General features: G+C 38.0%; 20 protein-coding genes. 16 read left to right on the top strand and 4 right to left on the bottom strand.

Going from position 1 to position 16,652, the window contains the following annotated elements:
• Positions 1 to 17 precede the first annotated feature (17 nt).
• Positions 18 to 242 (bottom strand): SlyX family protein, encoded by a 225-nt coding sequence (locus tag DYE60_RS07440; protein ID WP_115315993.1) that lies wholly within the window; start codon positions 240 to 242, stop codon positions 18 to 20.
• A 114-nt stretch (positions 243 to 356) separates the two neighbouring features.
• On the opposite strand from DYE60_RS07440, the gene fkpA reads away from it, so the two are divergent.
• Genes fkpA through tusB form a run of 5 tightly spaced genes read left to right on the top strand, consistent with a single transcriptional unit; the run spans position 357 to position 2,824 of the window.
• Entirely contained in the window at positions 357 to 1,088 is a 732-nt protein-coding gene (fkpA, locus tag DYE60_RS07435; protein ID WP_115315992.1) for an FKBP-type peptidyl-prolyl cis-trans isomerase, read from the top strand.
• 42 nt (positions 1,089 to 1,130) lie between these two features.
• The gene (locus DYE60_RS07430) at positions 1,131 to 1,787 is read left to right on the top strand and encodes a helix-turn-helix transcriptional regulator (protein WP_115315991.1); all 657 of its coding nucleotides are present in this window, start codon (positions 1,131 to 1,133) and stop codon (positions 1,785 to 1,787) included.
• A complete protein-coding gene (tusD, locus tag DYE60_RS07425; protein ID WP_115315990.1) occupies positions 1,787 to 2,167 on the top strand; it encodes a sulfurtransferase complex subunit TusD in 381 nt (126 codons plus the stop codon). Before DYE60_RS07430 ends, tusD begins: the two co-directional genes overlap by 1 nt.
• 1 nt (position 2,168) lies before the next feature.
• Positions 2,169 to 2,540 carry a sulfurtransferase complex subunit TusC gene (gene tusC / locus DYE60_RS07420; protein WP_115315989.1) on the top strand — a complete coding sequence of 124 codons (372 nt, stop codon included), beginning with the start codon at positions 2,169 to 2,171 and terminating at the stop codon, positions 2,538 to 2,540.
• An 8-nt stretch (positions 2,541 to 2,548) separates the two neighbouring features.
• Positions 2,549 to 2,824, top strand: coding sequence for a sulfurtransferase complex subunit TusB (tusB, locus tag DYE60_RS07415; RefSeq protein WP_115315988.1), 276 nt, complete (start codon positions 2,549 to 2,551; stop codon positions 2,822 to 2,824).
• A gap of 41 nt (positions 2,825 to 2,865) precedes the next feature.
• Here tusB and epmA read toward each other — a convergent pair whose 3' ends face one another.
• Positions 2,866 to 3,849: an elongation factor P--(R)-beta-lysine ligase gene (gene epmA / locus DYE60_RS07410; protein ID WP_115315987.1), complete on the bottom strand. Its 984-nt coding sequence runs from the start codon at positions 3,847 to 3,849 to the stop codon at positions 2,866 to 2,868.
• Between the two features lie 224 nt (positions 3,850 to 4,073).
• Here epmA and frdA point away from each other — a divergent pair, with 224 nt between their 5' ends.
• The 8 genes from frdA to DYE60_RS07370 all read left to right on the top strand — a co-directional run bounded on the left by frdA (position 4,074) and on the right by DYE60_RS07370 (position 11,819).
• Positions 4,074 to 5,873 carry a fumarate reductase (quinol) flavoprotein subunit gene (gene frdA / locus DYE60_RS07405; protein ID WP_115315986.1) on the top strand — a complete coding sequence of 600 codons (1,800 nt, stop codon included), beginning with the start codon at positions 4,074 to 4,076 and terminating at the stop codon, positions 5,871 to 5,873.
• A 3-nt stretch (positions 5,874 to 5,876) separates the two neighbouring features.
• The gene (locus tag DYE60_RS07400) at positions 5,877 to 6,665 is read left to right on the top strand and encodes a succinate dehydrogenase/fumarate reductase iron-sulfur subunit (protein ID WP_115315985.1); all 789 of its coding nucleotides are present in this window, start codon (positions 5,877 to 5,879) and stop codon (positions 6,663 to 6,665) included.
• 10 nt (positions 6,666 to 6,675) lie between these two features.
• Entirely contained in the window at positions 6,676 to 7,080 is a 405-nt protein-coding gene (frdC, locus tag DYE60_RS07395) for a fumarate reductase subunit FrdC (protein WP_115315984.1), read from the top strand.
• Positions 7,081 to 7,091: 11 nt separating this feature from the next.
• On the top strand, positions 7,092 to 7,436 hold the full coding sequence (frdD, locus tag DYE60_RS07390; RefSeq protein WP_115315983.1) for a fumarate reductase subunit FrdD: 345 nt from the start codon (positions 7,092 to 7,094) through the stop codon (positions 7,434 to 7,436).
• Between the two features lie 79 nt (positions 7,437 to 7,515).
• Complete coding sequence (locus DYE60_RS07385; protein WP_115315982.1) at positions 7,516 to 8,169, top strand: ComEA family DNA-binding protein; 654 nt, start codon at positions 7,516 to 7,518, stop codon at positions 8,167 to 8,169.
• Between the two features lie 133 nt (positions 8,170 to 8,302).
• The gene (gene hflK, locus DYE60_RS07380) at positions 8,303 to 9,520 is read left to right on the top strand and encodes an FtsH protease activity modulator HflK (RefSeq protein WP_115315981.1); all 1,218 of its coding nucleotides are present in this window, start codon (positions 8,303 to 8,305) and stop codon (positions 9,518 to 9,520) included.
• Positions 9,520 to 10,407, top strand: a complete 888-nt coding sequence (hflC, locus tag DYE60_RS07375; RefSeq protein WP_115315980.1) for a protease modulator HflC — start codon at positions 9,520 to 9,522, stop codon at positions 10,405 to 10,407. The genes hflK and hflC overlap by 1 nt, the downstream gene beginning before the upstream one ends.
• Positions 10,408 to 10,520: 113 nt before the next feature.
• Positions 10,521 to 11,819, top strand: coding sequence for an adenylosuccinate synthase (locus tag DYE60_RS07370; protein ID WP_115315979.1), 1,299 nt, complete (start codon positions 10,521 to 10,523; stop codon positions 11,817 to 11,819).
• 554 nt (positions 11,820 to 12,373) lie between these two features.
• Here DYE60_RS07370 and DYE60_RS07365 read toward each other — a convergent pair.
• Both DYE60_RS07365 and DYE60_RS07360 read right to left on the bottom strand, forming a co-directional pair.
• Positions 12,374 to 13,105, bottom strand: coding sequence for a 3'-5' exonuclease (locus DYE60_RS07365; RefSeq protein ID WP_115315978.1), 732 nt, complete (start codon positions 13,103 to 13,105; stop codon positions 12,374 to 12,376).
• A 9-nt stretch (positions 13,106 to 13,114) separates the two neighbouring features.
• A complete protein-coding gene (locus tag DYE60_RS07360) occupies positions 13,115 to 14,989 on the bottom strand; it encodes a DUF294 nucleotidyltransferase-like domain-containing protein (RefSeq protein ID WP_115315977.1) in 1,875 nt (624 codons plus the stop codon).
• Positions 14,990 to 15,178: 189 nt separating this feature from the next.
• On the opposite strand from DYE60_RS07360, the gene DYE60_RS07355 reads away from it, so the two are divergent.
• The 3 genes from DYE60_RS07355 to rraB are packed head-to-tail and all read left to right on the top strand — an operon-like array spanning position 15,179 to position 16,652.
• Positions 15,179 to 15,595: a DUF805 domain-containing protein gene (locus DYE60_RS07355; protein ID WP_115315976.1), complete on the top strand. Its 417-nt coding sequence runs from the start codon at positions 15,179 to 15,181 to the stop codon at positions 15,593 to 15,595.
• 3 nt (positions 15,596 to 15,598) lie between these two features.
• Positions 15,599 to 16,246 carry a ribosome biogenesis GTP-binding protein YihA/YsxC gene (gene yihA / locus DYE60_RS07350; RefSeq protein ID WP_115315975.1) on the top strand — a complete coding sequence of 216 codons (648 nt, stop codon included), beginning with the start codon at positions 15,599 to 15,601 and terminating at the stop codon, positions 16,244 to 16,246.
• 4 nt (positions 16,247 to 16,250) lie between these two features.
• Positions 16,251 to 16,652, top strand: coding sequence for a ribonuclease E inhibitor RraB (gene rraB / locus DYE60_RS07345; protein WP_115315974.1), 402 nt, complete (start codon positions 16,251 to 16,253; stop codon positions 16,650 to 16,652).

Below are 16,652 nucleotides of genomic sequence, written 5' to 3'. Positions count from 1 at the left end.
GCTTATTTTCTTGTCTTTTAATAATGCGGAGGCGGTGTTTCCTCTGATAATGAGGCGATATTGCTTGATTGAGCATTTTTGAGTTTTTCTGCAATATGACGGACCTGTGTTTGCAGTTTATCTAAAACAAACTGTTGTTGAATCAATGCTTGGTTTAAGTCTTCAATTGTGGATTCTTGAAACGCAATTTTGGTTTCTAATTCAGCAATTTGAGTGAGTAATAGATTATTATCAGTATTCATTTTAATGATGACTATTGTTTATTAAAGGAATATACTTTACTCTATTCGTTCTCGTGTTTAAACCCTTTCGGGCTATTTATTTATACTGATAGACCAAAAATTAAAGGAATATTTATGTTAAAAACTAAACTTTCAGCTGTGGCACTTTCTGTAACTGTAATGGCAACGGCACTTGTAACTTCACAATCAGTGATGGCGGATCAAAAAGCAGATCAAAAATTTGTTGATGAATCATCTTATGCGATTGGTGTTTTGATGGGTAAACAAGTTGATGAAATCACAAAATCACAAAAAGAAATGCTTACTTATAACAAAGATAAAATCATTGCAGGTTTTTCTGAAACGTTAAAAAGCACAAGTAAATTAAGCAACGATGAATTAAAAGCACATTTGGAAGCGTTAGATAAATTTATTTCTGAAAAAGAAGCAAAAATTTTAGCGAAACAAAGCGAAGCAACGATTGAAGCGGGTAAAAAATTCCGTGAAGAATTTGCGAAGAAAGACGGTGTAAAAACGACTAAATCTGGTTTAATGTATAAAATTGAAAAAGCAGGCGAAGGTGAATCACCAAAAGTAGAGGATACTGTGAAAGTACATTATGAAGGTACACTAACAGACGGTACAGTATTTGATAGCTCATACAAACGTGGTGAGCCAATTGAGTTTCAATTAAGCCAGCTTATTCCAGCGTGGAAAGAAGCTATTCCAATGCTTAAAAAAGGCGGAAAAATGGAATTAGTTACCCCACCTGAATTAGCATATGGCGATCGTCCAGCAGGACAGATTCCAGCAAATTCAACCTTAATTTTTAAAATTGAATTATTAGATTTCAAACCAGCTAAATAACAATAATAACGTGGCTAGTGTGCCTAGCCACGCCTTTAAATTATGATAAATTCAGACCCTTTTGAACTTGAAGATTACGCTATTATTGAGTCTTACATTCCCGTTGTTGATGGGCTAGCAGCTTTACTTGGTGAATATTGTGAGATTGTTTTACACTCGTTAGAAACCCTTGAACATTCGGCGATTTATATTGCGAATGGACATAATACGGATCGTAAAATCGGTTCGCCAATTACCAATCGAGCCTTGCAATCGCTACATCAGATGGGCAATCAGCAACACTCAAAACCTTATTTTACCAAAGCGAAGGGCAATGTTTTGATGAAATCGAACACCATTGCGATTCGTAACAGTAAGCAACGAATTATTGGATTACTTTGTATCAATTTGAATTTGGATGTGCCTGTATCACAGTTTTTAAATAGTTTCATTTTGCCCCCAGAAGAGCCAGAAGTGGAAGAAACTTTTGCAAGTTCGGTGGAAGATTTGGTGGCTCAAACTATTGAAAAAACCGTTGATGAAATTTCAGCAGATAGTGGTGTAGCAAATAATAATAAAAATCGCCAAATTGTTGGTTCGTTATTTGAGAAAGGTATTTTTGATATCAAAGATGCAATCAATCAGGTGGCGGAGCGTTTAAATATTTCACGCCATACGGTGTATTTATATATCCGTCAAATTAAGCAGGAACAGGACTAATGAACTATGTGATTGCGGTGAAATCCCCTGTTTTTGGTTCACAAGGCAGTGCATTGGCTTATCAATTTGTGGAAACGTTATTAGCTCAGAAACATAGCGTTACACAGGTCTTCTTTTTTCAAGACGGCGTAAGTAACGCAAACTGTTTAGTTAATCCTGCTTCTGATGAAGTAAATTTAGTCGAAAAATGGCAAAATTTAGCAAAATCACACCGCTTATCTTTACATTTATGTGTGTCAGCAGCCCAAAGACGAGGTGTGGTGGATCAAAGCACAACGCCGATAACTGATAACATAAATTTAGCCGAAAGCTTTATTTTGGCAGGCTTGGGTGAATTTAGCCAAGCAATGTTCAATGCTGATAGATTGATAACTTTTTAAGATGAAAAAATATAAATTAGCCGTTTTATTTACGCAGCCCCCTTTTGATTCGGCAATAAGTCGAGAAGGGCTAGATGCTTTGCTTGCAGCAAGTGTATTTTGTGATGAGGATGAAATTGCGATCTGCTTTTTAAATGATGGCGTATTTAATTTGCTCAAAGATCAACACCCTGATTTGATTTTGCAAAAAGATCATAGTGTCACTTTTAAATTGATCGATCTTTATGAATTATCAGAATGTTTTATTTGTCAGCAGTCATTACAACAACGTAATATCAGTGCTGATAATTTGCTTATTTCAGGCTATCAATGTGTTTCTCAACAAACTATTTTTGATATTTTACAGCAGTCACAAAAAGTGCTGACTTTTTAGGAATTCTTATGCTCTATACTCTTTCTAACGCACAATATAATTTATCGGAACTTGAAGAAATTTTAGGGAATATCACTGAGCAAGATGCGGTTGTATTATGGCAAAATGGTGTGCTACAAGCGGTCAAAAATTCGCAACTTTTTGCAAAAATTGCTAATCTTTATATTTTAGAACAAGATGTGCAAGCAAGAGGATTAGCGATAACACGCTCTAATTTTCAACAAATAAATTTAACGCAACTTGTTGAATTAACAGAGAAATATTATCCTCAATTGGCATTATAAATTAGACATATCTTTTGAGATAAAGATATGTCTAAAATCCATTAAGCAACATCAATTCCAAAAGAAATCACTTCGTTGATATGTTGCTTGTCCATTGCAAGCATAAGTAAGCGATCCACGCCAAGAGCAACCCCTGAACAGTTTGGAATACCCGCTTTTAAAGAGGCAAGAAATCGAGAGTCTAGGGTTTGTTGTGGTAAGCCTAATTTTTCACGCTCTGCGTTATCTTGCATAAAACGGCGAATTTGTTCATCTGCATCTTGTAATTCGTGAAAACCATTGGCGAGTTCAATTCCTTTAAAATAAAACTCAAAACGCTCTGCAACACGATGATCTTCAGCACTCATTTGGGCTAAGGCTGCCTGAGAAGCAGGGAAGTGGTAGATTGCCACAGGACGCTCTTGGCCGATTTTTGGCTCAACCATTTCTGTGAACAAGAATTGTAATAAAACATCACGGTTTTCTTCGTCATCGCATTGTAAGCCTTGTTCACGTGCTTTATCCACAAGCTGTTTTTTAGAGGCCGAGAGAGGATCTAAGCCAACATAATTTTGGAACACAAATTGATAACTAAATGATTCAGCAGGTTCGCAATCTAAGGTCTGTTGCAATAGATCATCGACTTCATTGATTAAACGGTACATATCAAAATGTGGACGATACCATTCAAGCATTGTAAATTCAGGATTATGGCGATTACCTGCTTCTTCATTTCGAAATACTTTACAGAACTGAAAAATTGCACCAGAGCCAGCAGCAAGCAAGCGTTTCATATGATATTCAGGGCTTGTCATTAAGTAGAGTGTTTTAGATTCACTTGAAAAAGGCGAGCTAAATTGAGTGTTGAAAGTTGAAAGATTGATATCAGTCACACCAAACTCGCTTAGAATAGGGGTTTCGACTTCTAGTAAACCTCGTTCTGTAAAAAATTGGCGTATATTCTTAATAATTTCAGCACGTTGTAATAAATTTTCGATAGAGGCAGTAGGCTGCCAATTTATTTCATCTAATTGTAAATTTTCCATAAAATGTTACCGCTTATAAGATTTTCCGTGATTGTAGCATTATCATTTTTAGATAAAAACCCCTTTAGTTGATAGTGCTTATCAATACGTCTGTTACAACTCTGAAACAATTTGAGGTAGATCACAAAATCGCTAAGAAAGGTTATAAATTTTACTAAAAAAATGTCACAATTTATCTATCAAGTAAGATAATTTATTTTTCCCTAAATGAGTAGGAGTATATTGTGCAAACTGTAAATGTTGATGTAGCGATTGTGGGCGCTGGTGGTGGTGGCTTACGTGCTGCGATTGCGGCAGCGGAAGCAAACCCAAACTTAAAAATTGCTTTAATTTCAAAAGTTTATCCAATGCGTAGTCACACTGTGGCAGCGGAAGGTGGATCAGCGGCAGTTATTAAAGAAACCGATTCTTATGAAAAACACTTCCACGATACAGTGGCAGGTGGTGACTGGTTATGTGAGCAGGATGTGGTTGAATATTTTGTGAAACATTCACCCGTTGAAATGACTCAACTTGAACGTTGGGGTTGTCCTTGGAGTCGTAAGGAAGATGGCGGTGTAAACGTACGTCGTTTTGGTGGAATGAAAATTGAGCGTACTTGGTTCGCAGCAGATAAAACAGGTTTCCACCTATTACATACTCTTTTCCAAACTTCAATTAAATACCCACAAATTATCCGTTTTGATGAGCATTTCGTCTTAGATATTCTGACTGATGATGGTCACGCACGTGGTTGTGTGGCAATGAATATGATGGAAGGGACATTTGTTCAAATCAATGCGAATGCGGTTGTTATCGCAACAGGTGGTGGTTGTCGTGCATTCCGTTTCAATACCAATGGCGGTATCGTAACAGGTGATGGTTTATCTATGGCGTATCGTCACGGTGTTCCATTACGTGATATGGAATTCGTTCAATATCACCCAACAGGCTTACCAAATACCGGTATCTTAATGACAGAAGGTTGTCGTGGTGAAGGTGGTATTCTTGTGAATAAAGACGGCTACCGTTACCTACAAGATTATGGTCTAGGACCTGAAACACCAGTCGGCAAACCTGAAAATAAATATATGGAACTTGGTCCGCGTGATAAAGTTTCACAAGCATTCTGGCAAGAATGGCGTAAAGGTAACACCCTTAAAACAGCGAAAGGCGTGGACATTGTTCATCTTGATTTACGTCACTTGGGTGCAAAATACTTACAAGAGCGTTTACCATTTATCTGTGAATTAGCAAAAGCCTATGAAGGGGTTGACCCAGCAGAAGCACCAATTCCAGTGCGTCCTGTGGTTCACTATACAATGGGTGGTATCGAAGTAAATCAACAATCTGAAACTATTATCAAAGGCTTATTCGCAGTGGGCGAATGTGCGTCATCAGGCTTACATGGTGCAAACCGTTTAGGTTCAAACTCATTGGCTGAATTAACCGTTCTTGGTCGTGTGGCAGGGGAAGGTGCAGCACGTGTTGCGTCAGAGGCAACAACAAGAAATCAAGCCGTTATTGATGCACAAGCAAAAGATATTTTAGCCCGTGTTCACGAGTTAGCGCGTCAAGAAGGTGATGAGTCTTGGTCACAAATTCGTAATGAAATGGGTGATTCAATGGAAGAAGGCTGTGGTATTTATCGTACTGAAGAAAGTATGCAAACCACTGTTAATAAGATTGCTGAACTTAAAGAACGTTACAAAAAAATCAGCATTAAAGATACCTCAAGCGTATTTAATACTGATTTATTATACAAAATTGAGTTGGGTTATATCCTTGATGTTGCTCAGGCTATTTCATCTTCTGCGTTGGAACGTAAAGAGTCTCGTGGTGCACACCAACGTTTAGACTACACTGAACGTGATGATGAAAACTACTTACAACATACATTGGCTTACTATAATAAAGACGCTGCACCAACCATTAAATACAGCGATGTGAAGATTACCACTTCACAACCAGCAAAACGTGTTTATGGTGCAGAAGCCGAAGCGGCAGAAGCTGCTGAGAAAGCCGCAAAAGCAGCTAAGGAGTAAAAAATGGCAGAACAAAAAATGATGACTGTTGAAGTGCTTCGTTATAATCCAGAAAAAGATAACGAACCACATTTAACTCAATATCAAGTGCCTTACGATAGTCAAACTTCATTACTTGATGCACTTGGTTATATTAAAGATGAAGAAGAACCAGAGCTCTCTTATCGCTGGTCTTGCCGTATGGCGATCTGTGGTTCTTGTGGAATGATGGTAAACAATAAGCCGAAACTTGCTTGTAAAACATTCTTACGTGATTACAGTGGTCATATGCGTATTGAACCATTAGCAAACTTCCCAATCGAACGTGATTTGGTGGTGGATTTAAGTCACTTTATTGAAAGTTTAGAAGCGATCAAACCTTATATTATTGATAATCAAGCCCCTGAACTGAAAGAGTCGCTTGATGATAAAGATCATCCAGAAGCACGCTTAAAACTTGAAAAAACACGTACTAAACAAACGCCTGCACAGTTAGAAAAATACCGTACATTCTCAATGTGTATTAACTGTGGTTTATGTTATGCAGCCTGTCCACAATTTGGTTTAAACCCTGAGTTTGTTGGTCCTGCGGCATTAACATTGGCACACCGTTATAACCTTGATAACCGTGATAATGGTAAAGCAGAGCGTATGAAAGTAATCAATGGTAAAAACGGGGTGTGGAGCTGTACTTTTGTGGGATATTGTTCAGAAGTATGTCCAAAACATGTCGATCCTGCGGCAGCCGTAAACCAAGGTAAAGTTGAAAGCTCGAAAGATTACGTGATTTCAATGTTAAAACCAAAGAAATAAGGAGTGTAAGATGACAACTGAAACAACTAAACGCAAAAAATATGTGCGTGAAATGACACCAAGCTGGTGGAAAAAGTTAGATTTTTACAAACTTTATATCGTTCGTGAAGCAACGGCAATTCCAACACTTTGGTTCTGTTTGGTATTACTTTATGGTGCGATCTGTTTAGGTGGCGGTGTAGAAGATGTAAAAGCGAATTTCATTCCATTTTTACAAAATCCAGTGGTGGTTATTTTAAATATCATCACATTGGGTGCAGTGATCTTAAATACGGTTACTTACTACTTTATGACACCAAAAGTATTAAATATTATTGTTAAAAATCAACGTATCAATCCAAATATTATTACGATTGGATTATGGGGTGCAACAGCATTCGTAAGCCTTGTAATTCTTGTGTTGATGTACATTTAATGGGGGAGAAAATGAAAGAAATTAAACGTTCTAATGAACCTGTTGTATGGTTACTTTTTGGTGCGGGTACAACAGTAAGTGCAATGTTCTACCCTATTTTAGTGTTAGTGATTGGATTATTATTGCCATTTGGCTTAATTGACGGTGGTGTTGAAAATCTTGTGGCATTTTCACAATGTTGGTTTGGTAAACTTGTGATTTTAGGGTTCTTGATCTTCCCTGTCTGGGGGGCAATGCACCGTATTCATCACGGCTTGCACGATTTTAAAATTCATTTACCAGCAAGTGGCATTATTTTCTACGGTTTATCTATTTTATACAGTGTGTTAGTATTGTTCGCTGTAATTAACATTTAATTGTAGAACTTTTAGACAAAATGGCGGTCTGATTGGATCAGACCGCCATTTTTTTATTTTTATTCACTAAGGAATTTATATGAAATTTTTAAAATCATTATTAGTATTATCAATCGCAACTGCAGTTTCAACGGCTTCTTTTGCTGCACCTAGCACAGCTTCTTCTAAAGCAGACAAACAAAAGACAGCTCAGGTAATGAAGAAAAAAGCGAAAAAGGTAAAGAAAGCGAAGAAAGTAAAAGCACTCAAAGCGACGAAAAAAGCACAGAAGGCACAAAAAACTGAAAAAGTATTAAAATCAACAACAAAAACGACAAAGCAAGCGGTCATTTCTGCAAAAGAAAATGCAAAAAAATCAGTATCTGAAAAAGTAACAAATAAATCAGAGACAGTGAAAAAGAATTTATCTGATAGCAAAATGGCGATGAAAGAAAAAGTATCTACTAAAAAAGCAGATATGAAGCAAAAAACAACTTCGATGAAGAAAGATGCAACTAAAAAAGTATCACAATCTAAAAAAACAGCTGCTAAGAAAGTATCAAAAGTTGTAAATCTTAATACTGCAACAGAAGAAGAGTTACAAAATTTAGCGGGTATTGGACCGAAGAAAGCGAAAGCAATTATGGATTACCGTAAAAAAGTGGGTAAAATTAAGGATGCATCTGAATTATTAAATGTGCCTGGAATTGGTAAAGCAACCATCCAAAATATTCAATCATTTGTAAAATTCTAATTTGAATCGAATGTTTAATAGCCCAGTAATTTAAAATACTGGGCTTTTTTATGCTTATTACCCCCTAGCCAAAATAAAATTAAATAGGTACAATCAAGCGTTTGCGTAAAATAATATTTTAACGGAGAAATATATGTCGTGGAATGAATCAGGTAATCAAGATCCTTGGAGTAAACCAGGACAGAAAAAGCCTGAAAACCAGCAAGAACCCGAAAATCAAAAAGAGCCTCAAAACGATCAACAGCCACCAGATCTAGAAGAAGTGTTTAGTAATTTATTAAAAAAACTAGGCAAGCCTAATGGTTTCGGAAACGGGAGCACCCAAAATTCTCAACCTCAATTTACCAAATTATTGCCAATCGCCTTAGGATTAGGGCTATTAGTTTGGGCTGGTTCTGGTTTCTATACGATAAAAGAAGCAGAGCGTGGTGTGGTGACTCGTTTTGGTAAAGTAAATGAAATCGTTATGCCGGGTTTAAACTGGAAGCCAACTTTCATTGATAAAGTGATTCCAATCAATGTTGAGCGAGTATCTGAATTAAACACGCGTGGTTCAATGTTGACTCAAGACGAAAATATGGTTTCTGTTGAAATGACAGTGCAATACCGTGTTGAAGATCCAGCAAAATATTTATTTAGTGCGGCAAATCCTGATGATAGCTTAAAACAAGCGACAGACAGTGCATTGCGTTATGTTATTGGACATATGACAATGGACGATATTTTAACCACTGGACGTGCTGTGGTGCGTGAAAAAACGTGGAAAGAATTGCGTGAAATTATTAAAACCTATGATATGGGATTACTGGTAACAGATGTGAACTTCCAATATGCACGTCCACCTGAAGAGGTAAAAGATGCCTTTGATGATGCAATTAAAGCACAGGAAGATGAACAACGTTTAATCCGTGAAGCAGAGGCTTATGCTCGAGGTCAAGAACCGATTGCTCGTGGTAATGCACAACGTATTTTAGAGCAAGCAAACGCTTACAAGGAAAAAGTGGTATTAAATGCGAAAGGGGAAATTTCTCGTTTTACGCAACTTTTATCTGAATACAAGCTTGCCCCACAAATTATGAAAGAGCGTTTATACCTTGAAACAATGGAAAAGGTAATGAAAAATACGCCGAAGTTGATGATGGACGATACCAAAAGTAATAATCTGATGGTGTTGCCGGTGGATAAAATGATGACAATGCCAAAAACGGCGGTTGATGTATCATTCAATGAACCACAAGCGGGTAAATTTTTATCAGAAAATGCAAAAATGGTAGAATCAAAAACGGAAACTGAGCCATATAGTGCAAGACAAGTAAAAGAAGAGTCGGGTCGTAAGGGGAGATTTGAATAATGCGTAAACTATTTTTACCTATACTAGCAGTCGTTATTTTTACCCTTTTTCAATCTGCGATTGTGGTAAAAGAAGGGCAAAGAGGCATTATGCTACGCTTTAATAAAGTGCTTCGTGATTCAGACAATAAAGTCGTCGTGTATAAACCTGGTTTACATTTTAAAGTGCCTTATTTTGATCACCTAAAAGTACTTGATGCTCGCATTTTAACTTTAGACGGTGCAGAAGACCGCTTTGTGACTGTTGAGAAAAAAGACTTATTAGTCGATTCTTATGTGAAATGGCGAATCAGTGATTTTGGTCAATTTTATATGGCAACGGGTGGCGATTATTTAAAAGCAGCAAGCCTATTAAAACGTAAAGTAAATGACCGCTTACGTTCTGAAATTGGTTCTCGTACTATTAAAGATATTGTTTCAGGTTCTCGTGGCGAGTTGATGGCAGATGCACAAAAAGCCTTGAATGTCGGTAATGACAGTGCGGAGAAATTAGGGATTGCAGTAATTGACGTGCGTGTAAAGCAGATCAATTTACCAAACGAAGTATCTTCTTCAATTTATCAGCGTATGCGTGCTGAACGTAATGCAGTAGCTAAAGAGCACCGTTCACAGGGGCAGGAAAAAGCAGAGTTTATTCGTGCGAATGTGGATAAAAAAGTCACCTTAATTTTAGCGAATGCGAATAAAAAAGCCGCAGAATTAAAAGGGGAGGGGGATGCAAAAGCAGCAAAAATTTATGCGAATGCTTTTGGACAAGATCCTGACTTTTATAGCTTTATGCGTAGTTTAAAAGCATATGAAGAAAGCTTTGCAGAAGGAAAAAACAATATGATGTTGATTAAACCGAATAGCGAGTTTTTCCGCTTTATGCAAGCACCTACAAAATAGAAGTATCTAAAACCCAGTGCAACTAAACACTGGGTTTTTTATTTTTAGATTTCTTTATTTAGAAGAAATTTTAAACAAGTTTAACCAATGAAATAGATTAAGCGGAGGCGTTTATGGGAAAAAGTGTTGTTATACTCGGAGCTCAATGGGGAGATGAAGGCAAGGGAAAGATTGTTGATCTTCTTACTGACCGAGTAAAATATGTTGTTCGTTATCAAGGTGGACATAATGCGGGGCATACGCTCATCATCAATGGTGAGAAAACAGTATTACGTTTAATTCCATCTGGTATTTTACGTGATAATGTGACTTGTTTAATTGGTAATGGTGTTGTGGTTTCCCCTGAAGCACTAATGCAAGAGATGGGCGAGTTAGAAAAGCGTGGTATCAACGTTCGTGAAAGATTATTGATTTCAGAAGCTTGTCCTTTAATTCTACCTTATCACGTTGCAATGGATCACGCGCGTGAAAAAGCACTAGGTAAAAATGCGATTGGTACAACAGGACGTGGTATTGGGCCTGCTTATGAAGATAAAGTGGCTCGTCGTGGTTTACGTGTGGGCGATTTATTTGATCGTGATGCTTTTAAGGCAAAACTAGAAAAAATCTTGGAATATTATAATTTCCAATTGGTACATTACTATAAAGCTGAACCTGTTGATTTTGAAAAAACATTTAATGATGTATTAGCTGTTGCTGACATTATTACAGGTATGGTTGCAGATATTACCACTATATTAGATACAGCACGTAAAAATGGGGATAACATCTTATTTGAAGGTGCACAAGGCACAATGCTGGATATTGACCAAGGTACTTATCCTTATGTAACTAGCTCAAATACCACAGCAGGTGGTGTTTCTACTGGTTCTGGTTTTGGTCCACGTCATATTGATTATGTGTTAGGTATCATTAAAGCTTACTGTACGCGTGTTGGTGGCGGTCCTTTCACAACAGAATTATTTGATGATGTTGGTATGGAGATTGCTCGCAAAGGTAATGAATTTGGTGCGGTAACAGGTCGTCCACGTCGTTGTGGTTGGTTTGACGCTGTGGCAGTACGTCGTGCGGTACAAATCAACTCAATCTCAGGCTTCTGTATGACCAAACTTGATGTGCTAGATGGTTTTAAAGAACTTAAAATCTGTGTTGGCTATAAAATGCCGAATGGTGATATTGTAGAATATGCACCGCTAGCAGCAAAAGATTGGGAAGGTGTTGAGCCAATTTATGAAACAATGTCGGGTTGGGACGAAAATACCTTTGGTGTGACGAATCGTGATGAGCTTCCACAAGCAGCGATTGATTATATTAAACGTATTGAAGAAGTGGTTGGCGTGCCGATTTCAATTCTTTCAACCGGTCCTGATCGTGTAGAAACAATGATCTTTGATGACCCGTTTGGTGCTTAATTAAATAAGTATTAAGTGACATAAATCCCCCCAAAGTTGGATACAACGTTTGGGGGGATTTTTATTATACAATTTCCAAATACTGTGAATTTATTTCAAATTCAAAATGGTTTTCTAACCGTACAAAATCATAGTTTTGATATACCAGCATTCAGGTTTCTTTGTTGTAATTTAGTTCGCTAAAATTATCGCTTAATGCTTTGAAAATGCATTTGGTTAGCTCGCCTTTCCTTTTAAAATAGGTATGAGTTTTTCAAATTTTGTTGTAATGGTAGTATTTCTATTAAGAATAAATTTATCCGTTGCAATATTTTTATCAATTTCAATGGGGGGATTCTTTATGCTCGGTGTCAGCAAGTTCTTCCTTTTTTTCAGATTCTATATTTTCATCAATGAAATGTATTTGGTATATCAAGAGGGTAGTGTGTTTTTTATACTTCTTAGACTGAGGAGGATATGAGAAAATTATTGATAATAAGCGGTTATATTTTATTTAAAATTTGCAAATTTGATATTGTAGTGACAGGGCATACCCTGCCTCTACGTTTTCTATTTTATCGCCACAATTCCCCAACTGTCATATCAGGCGAGAAATGATGGCTGATTTGAGCTTGGAATAATTCAGCTGTTGCAATCGAATCAATCAACGCATTGTGAGCTGTATAAGGCGGTAAGCCATAACGGGTACGGCTGTTGGCGAGGCGGACAGAGGGCATTTTCTTACCGAATAATTTATCCAACCACGTTCTGTTTTCATATTGAATGTTGCCCTCAATTTGCATTGTGTCGATCACGGGGAATAAAATCCCTTCGTTAATTCGCACCATTAACGCTGAATTGATAAATTGACGCTCGATGGGGCGGTAATGCACCACCACAATTTTATTGGCAAGGATTGTCAGCAAATCGTCTAGCACTTTACGTAAATCAGGGGCGTCGGAAATATCGCTGTGGGTAATGCCGTGAATCACGACTGACTCTTCGTCTAGCTCTTGTTTTGGGCGGACAATCCAATGTTTGGCTTGGTTACAATAAATGCTTTTCAAGTCAAAAGGAATTAAGCCGATACTCACAATGTCATCAACGGTCGCGTCTAAGCCTGTGGTTTCAAAATCCAGAGCCACAAAATCCACCTCTTTTAGGGGCGTGTTTTCGTCGATCACGCCCGCTTGGTAAAATGCTTTTAGTAGCGGATTTTTCACCTGCTGAGCCTGTTGTTGATAGTAATCCTGCCAGTTTTCAGGGAGCTGGCTATCAGGGATAATCAAATTTTGTTTTGCTGTCATTGTTTATCCTTAGTATTTACGTCTTGGCGGATAGCGGAATTTAATAAATTTTTGGGCATTGCTTAGCACCAAGAAAGCATCTTTTAAATTACGGCGTTCACGATCTGACATCGTTTCAGGATCGATATTATTATCTGGCTCGAGATCTTCTAACACATCATTCGCTTGGTGGCGGATACGCACGATAGAGAGCAATTCAAGGGCGTTTTGTAGATCTCGTCCCTGATTACGTGGCAAAATGCCTGCCTCAATAATATTTTCTAAACGCTCAAACGAGTTTTTAGCCAATGACCCGATAGATAACGCGTGAACACGAATCAAATCTGCCAGTGGAGCTGTGCCACGACGTTTTAGGTTAATTGATTTTTGATGGCGACCGTCATTTTCCATCACAAAGTTTTTAAAGAAGCCCAGTGGCGGAGTGCGTAAGCCTGCCGTATGAGCCAATGCACCTAAGAAAACATTGTTTTTTCTCGCACGTTGCACCACAAAACTATATAGCTGCTCCGCCCATTTAGTACGACCATAAACGCCGTCTAAATCAAAGAAAATTGAGCTGTTTAATAGGGCTTTTGGATTTGGATTATCGATCCAATCTGCAAAGGTTTCTTTCCATTCTGTGAGGGTTTTACGCCATTCTGGATTGGTCGCCATAATATCGCCAGTGCAATAAGTATAGCCACAAGCCGCTAAGCCATCGCAAATAAAGTGGGAGAATTGCTCGAAGTAATCGTTGTGTAATTTAGGATCGTAGCTTTCATCTAAAATTAAGGCGTTGTCTTGATCGGTAACGATAAGCTGTTCATCACGTGCCATTGAGCCTAAGGCTAATAGACAGTAAGGAATCGGTGCGGTGCCAAGTTTTTCTTCGGCAAGTTCTGCTAAACGCTGTTTGAAACTGCGTCCAATCACTGCCATTGCTGAGCCGACCATATGCGAATTTGCCTCTTCTTGCACCATTCGCACAAAACAATCTTTGACTTGCCCTGCAATGACGGCTAAATCTTCCACACTGTTTTGTTGGAAAATACTGTTTACAATCAACAAGCTATTTTGCGATTCGTGACGCAGTAAATCCGTGTTGGAAATAATCCCAATCGCTTCGCCTTTGTTCATCACTGGTAAATGGTTAATGTTGTAGCGTAGCATTGTCATCATCGCTTCATACACATAAGCATTGCCGTCTAAATAGTATAAACTTGGTGACATTACTTCGCTGATTGCCGTCGCTGGATCTATTTTTTCTGCCAGCACGCGGGTACATAAATCTCTGTCTGTGACAATGCCAACAAAAGGATCGTGGTCATCTTCATCGCCTTCGTTTGCATTGGCAACCAATACCGCTGACACGTTTTCTTCTTTCATGCAAGCGGCAGTGTCCGTAATTGAAGTATGTTGGTCCACAATCACTGCAGGGCGAGTAATTAAGGTTTTGACTTTGGATTGTGTTAGGTCATTTTCACTATTGGAGATGGCTTGATTTAAACGCTGTGTGCCTTCCACTTCCATAAAATCCGCAAACACTTCGTATTCATCACAATAGCGATGAAAAATCTCGGCAGGAATACAATAAGCAAGCGTATCTTCAATCGCAACCACAGGAAAACGCACTTTATTATTCATAAAGAGTCCCATTTGCCCAAAGATTTGTTTCTCTGTCATACGGTTATACAGTTTGCCACTACGACGATACACTTCCACCACGCCACTTCGGATCACATAAAGGGAATCAATCTCCCCACCGTAGCTTAAAATAGGGGTTTCAGCACGAAAATAACGGATTTCAATATTGTGGGCTAATTCATTGAGTGCTTGTTCGGGTAATTCATCAAAAGGGGCAATTTCAGAGAGAAAATTTTTGATTTCAAGTAGTTCGATTTCCATAGGATGACCTTAAGGCTGGCAAATAAAAGATAGTATACTATATTTTAAAATCAGCGGTAGCATTATCAATAACGCAAGTGGTACAATGTGAAAATCTATCAATTATTCACAATAGTAAGCGGTAGGATTTTAGTAAGAATTTGCAAATTTTCCCCAAAATCTGACCGCTTTAATAAAAGAGAACATTATATGATTTGGTATAAAGCACTTTTTTCATTTGAAGGGCGTTTGAATCGTCAAGGTTTTTGGATTGGTTTTGGACTAAATTTTGTCTTTTTATTGATAATGGCGAATATCATTATTGGCACACAGGTTCTAACCACACTGACGGTTTTACCTCTTTTGATTTCTTTTTATAGCTTACTTGCGATTATTATCAAACGTTTACACGATCGAAATCGCTCGGCAAAAGAAGTGGCTATTCTTCTTACACCAATATTATGTTATGTCGCATCATCGGCAACCGAAGGTAAAATGGCGTGGGCATTGGGCGTGGTTATGCCTGTGTTTATTTGCACCGTTTTACTCTTAGAATGGGGTTGCTTTAAGAGTTTTCCAGAAGCCAATGAATATGGCGAACAAGGGCTTTCATTTAAGTTAAAATAAATTATGACAACAAAATTAAATTATCACAAAACGCATTTCATCACGAGTGCACCGGATATCGATCATCTTCCAGAAGATACAGGGATCGAAGTGGCATTTGCAGGGCGTTCAAATGCGGGTAAATCAACGGCATTAAACGTGCTAACAAACCGAAAAAGCCTTGCAAAAACCTCAAAAACACCGGGACGAACCCAGTTAATCAACTTATTTGAAGTTGAACCAAACTGTAAAATCGTGGATTTACCGGGGTATGGTTATGCGGCAGTGCCAGAGCAGATGAAGATCAAATGGCAAAAATCACTTGGGGAATATCTGCAAAAACGTGAATGTCTAAAAGGGATCGTGATCCTAATGGATATTCGTCATCCGTTAAAAGATCTCGATCAGCAAATGATCGAATGGGCAGTGGCCTCAAATTTACCGATTTTGCTTTTTTTAACCAAAGCGGATAAATTAAATCAAAGTCAGCGTAGCAAACAGTTAAAAATGGTGCGTGAGGCAATTTTACCGTTTCAGGGTGACATTGAAGTGCAATGCTACTCCGCATTAAAACGCTTTGGCATTGATAAATTAGCAGACAAACTTAACAGCTGGTTTGCGGAAAGTGAGCTTTCTGAACCAGAAGATTTAGACGTACAAACAGAGGAATAACAAAATGTATAATCAAGCAGAATTAGATTTAGAAACCAACGAAATTATCACCAATTTATTTAATGACGGAAGCGATCCAAAGGCACTTTATATCGTGGAACACCACATTGCTCACCGTGATTTTGATAAATTAGAAAAATTAGTGATCGATATTTTTAAATTGGGTTACGAAATTGCGGATGCGGAAGAGTTTGAAGAAGAAGACGGTTCAACTATTTTCTGTTGTGATGTAGTGTCTGAAATTGAGTTAAAACCTGAATTGATCGCAAAACAACAGCAAGAAATTTTACCTTTAATTGAAAAAGCAGGTGCTGAATACGAAGGTTGGGGAACTTATTTTGAAGATCCGAACGCACCTGATGACGAAGCCGATGACGTTGAATTCTTTGATGACGACGAGGAATAA

Origin of the sequence: Phocoenobacter uteri, from assembly GCF_900454895.1 — a bacterium.
GTDB classification, from domain to species: domain Bacteria; phylum Pseudomonadota; class Gammaproteobacteria; order Enterobacterales; family Pasteurellaceae; genus Phocoenobacter; species Phocoenobacter uteri.
This window is presented reverse-complemented; position numbering and strand designations above follow the sequence as displayed.

What these genes read in the sequence shown, in the direction of transcription:
- tusC (WP_115315989.1), top strand. Translation starts at nt 2,169, where the DNA reads ATGAAAAAATATAAATTAGCCGTTTTATTTACGCAGCCCCCTTTTGAT.
- epmA (WP_115315987.1), bottom strand. Translation starts at nt 3,849, where the DNA reads ATGGAAAATTTACAATTAGATGAAATAAATTGGCAGCCTACTGCCTCT.
- tusB (WP_115315988.1), top strand. Translation starts at nt 2,549, where the DNA reads ATGCTCTATACTCTTTCTAACGCACAATATAATTTATCGGAACTTGAA.
- DYE60_RS07400 (WP_115315985.1), top strand. Translation starts at nt 5,877, where the DNA reads ATGGCAGAACAAAAAATGATGACTGTTGAAGTGCTTCGTTATAATCCA.
- frdC (WP_115315984.1), top strand. Translation starts at nt 6,676, where the DNA reads ATGACAACTGAAACAACTAAACGCAAAAAATATGTGCGTGAAATGACA.
- frdD (WP_115315983.1), top strand. Translation starts at nt 7,092, where the DNA reads ATGAAAGAAATTAAACGTTCTAATGAACCTGTTGTATGGTTACTTTTT.
- DYE60_RS07355 (WP_115315976.1), top strand. Translation starts at nt 15,179, where the DNA reads ATGATTTGGTATAAAGCACTTTTTTCATTTGAAGGGCGTTTGAATCGT.
- rraB (WP_115315974.1), top strand. Translation starts at nt 16,251, where the DNA reads ATGTATAATCAAGCAGAATTAGATTTAGAAACCAACGAAATTATCACC.
- DYE60_RS07370 (WP_115315979.1), top strand. Translation starts at nt 10,521, where the DNA reads ATGGGAAAAAGTGTTGTTATACTCGGAGCTCAATGGGGAGATGAAGGC.
- DYE60_RS07430 (WP_115315991.1), top strand. Translation starts at nt 1,131, where the DNA reads ATGATAAATTCAGACCCTTTTGAACTTGAAGATTACGCTATTATTGAG.
- hflK (WP_115315981.1), top strand. Translation starts at nt 8,303, where the DNA reads ATGTCGTGGAATGAATCAGGTAATCAAGATCCTTGGAGTAAACCAGGA.
- hflC (WP_115315980.1), top strand. Translation starts at nt 9,520, where the DNA reads ATGCGTAAACTATTTTTACCTATACTAGCAGTCGTTATTTTTACCCTT.
- DYE60_RS07440 (WP_115315993.1), bottom strand. Translation starts at nt 242, where the DNA reads ATGAATACTGATAATAATCTATTACTCACTCAAATTGCTGAATTAGAA.
- DYE60_RS07365 (WP_115315978.1), bottom strand. Translation starts at nt 13,105, where the DNA reads ATGACAGCAAAACAAAATTTGATTATCCCTGATAGCCAGCTCCCTGAA.
- tusD (WP_115315990.1), top strand. Translation starts at nt 1,787, where the DNA reads ATGAACTATGTGATTGCGGTGAAATCCCCTGTTTTTGGTTCACAAGGC.
- fkpA (WP_115315992.1), top strand. Translation starts at nt 357, where the DNA reads ATGTTAAAAACTAAACTTTCAGCTGTGGCACTTTCTGTAACTGTAATG.
- DYE60_RS07385 (WP_115315982.1), top strand. Translation starts at nt 7,516, where the DNA reads ATGAAATTTTTAAAATCATTATTAGTATTATCAATCGCAACTGCAGTT.
- DYE60_RS07360 (WP_115315977.1), bottom strand. Translation starts at nt 14,989, where the DNA reads ATGGAAATCGAACTACTTGAAATCAAAAATTTTCTCTCTGAAATTGCC.
- yihA (WP_115315975.1), top strand. Translation starts at nt 15,599, where the DNA reads ATGACAACAAAATTAAATTATCACAAAACGCATTTCATCACGAGTGCA.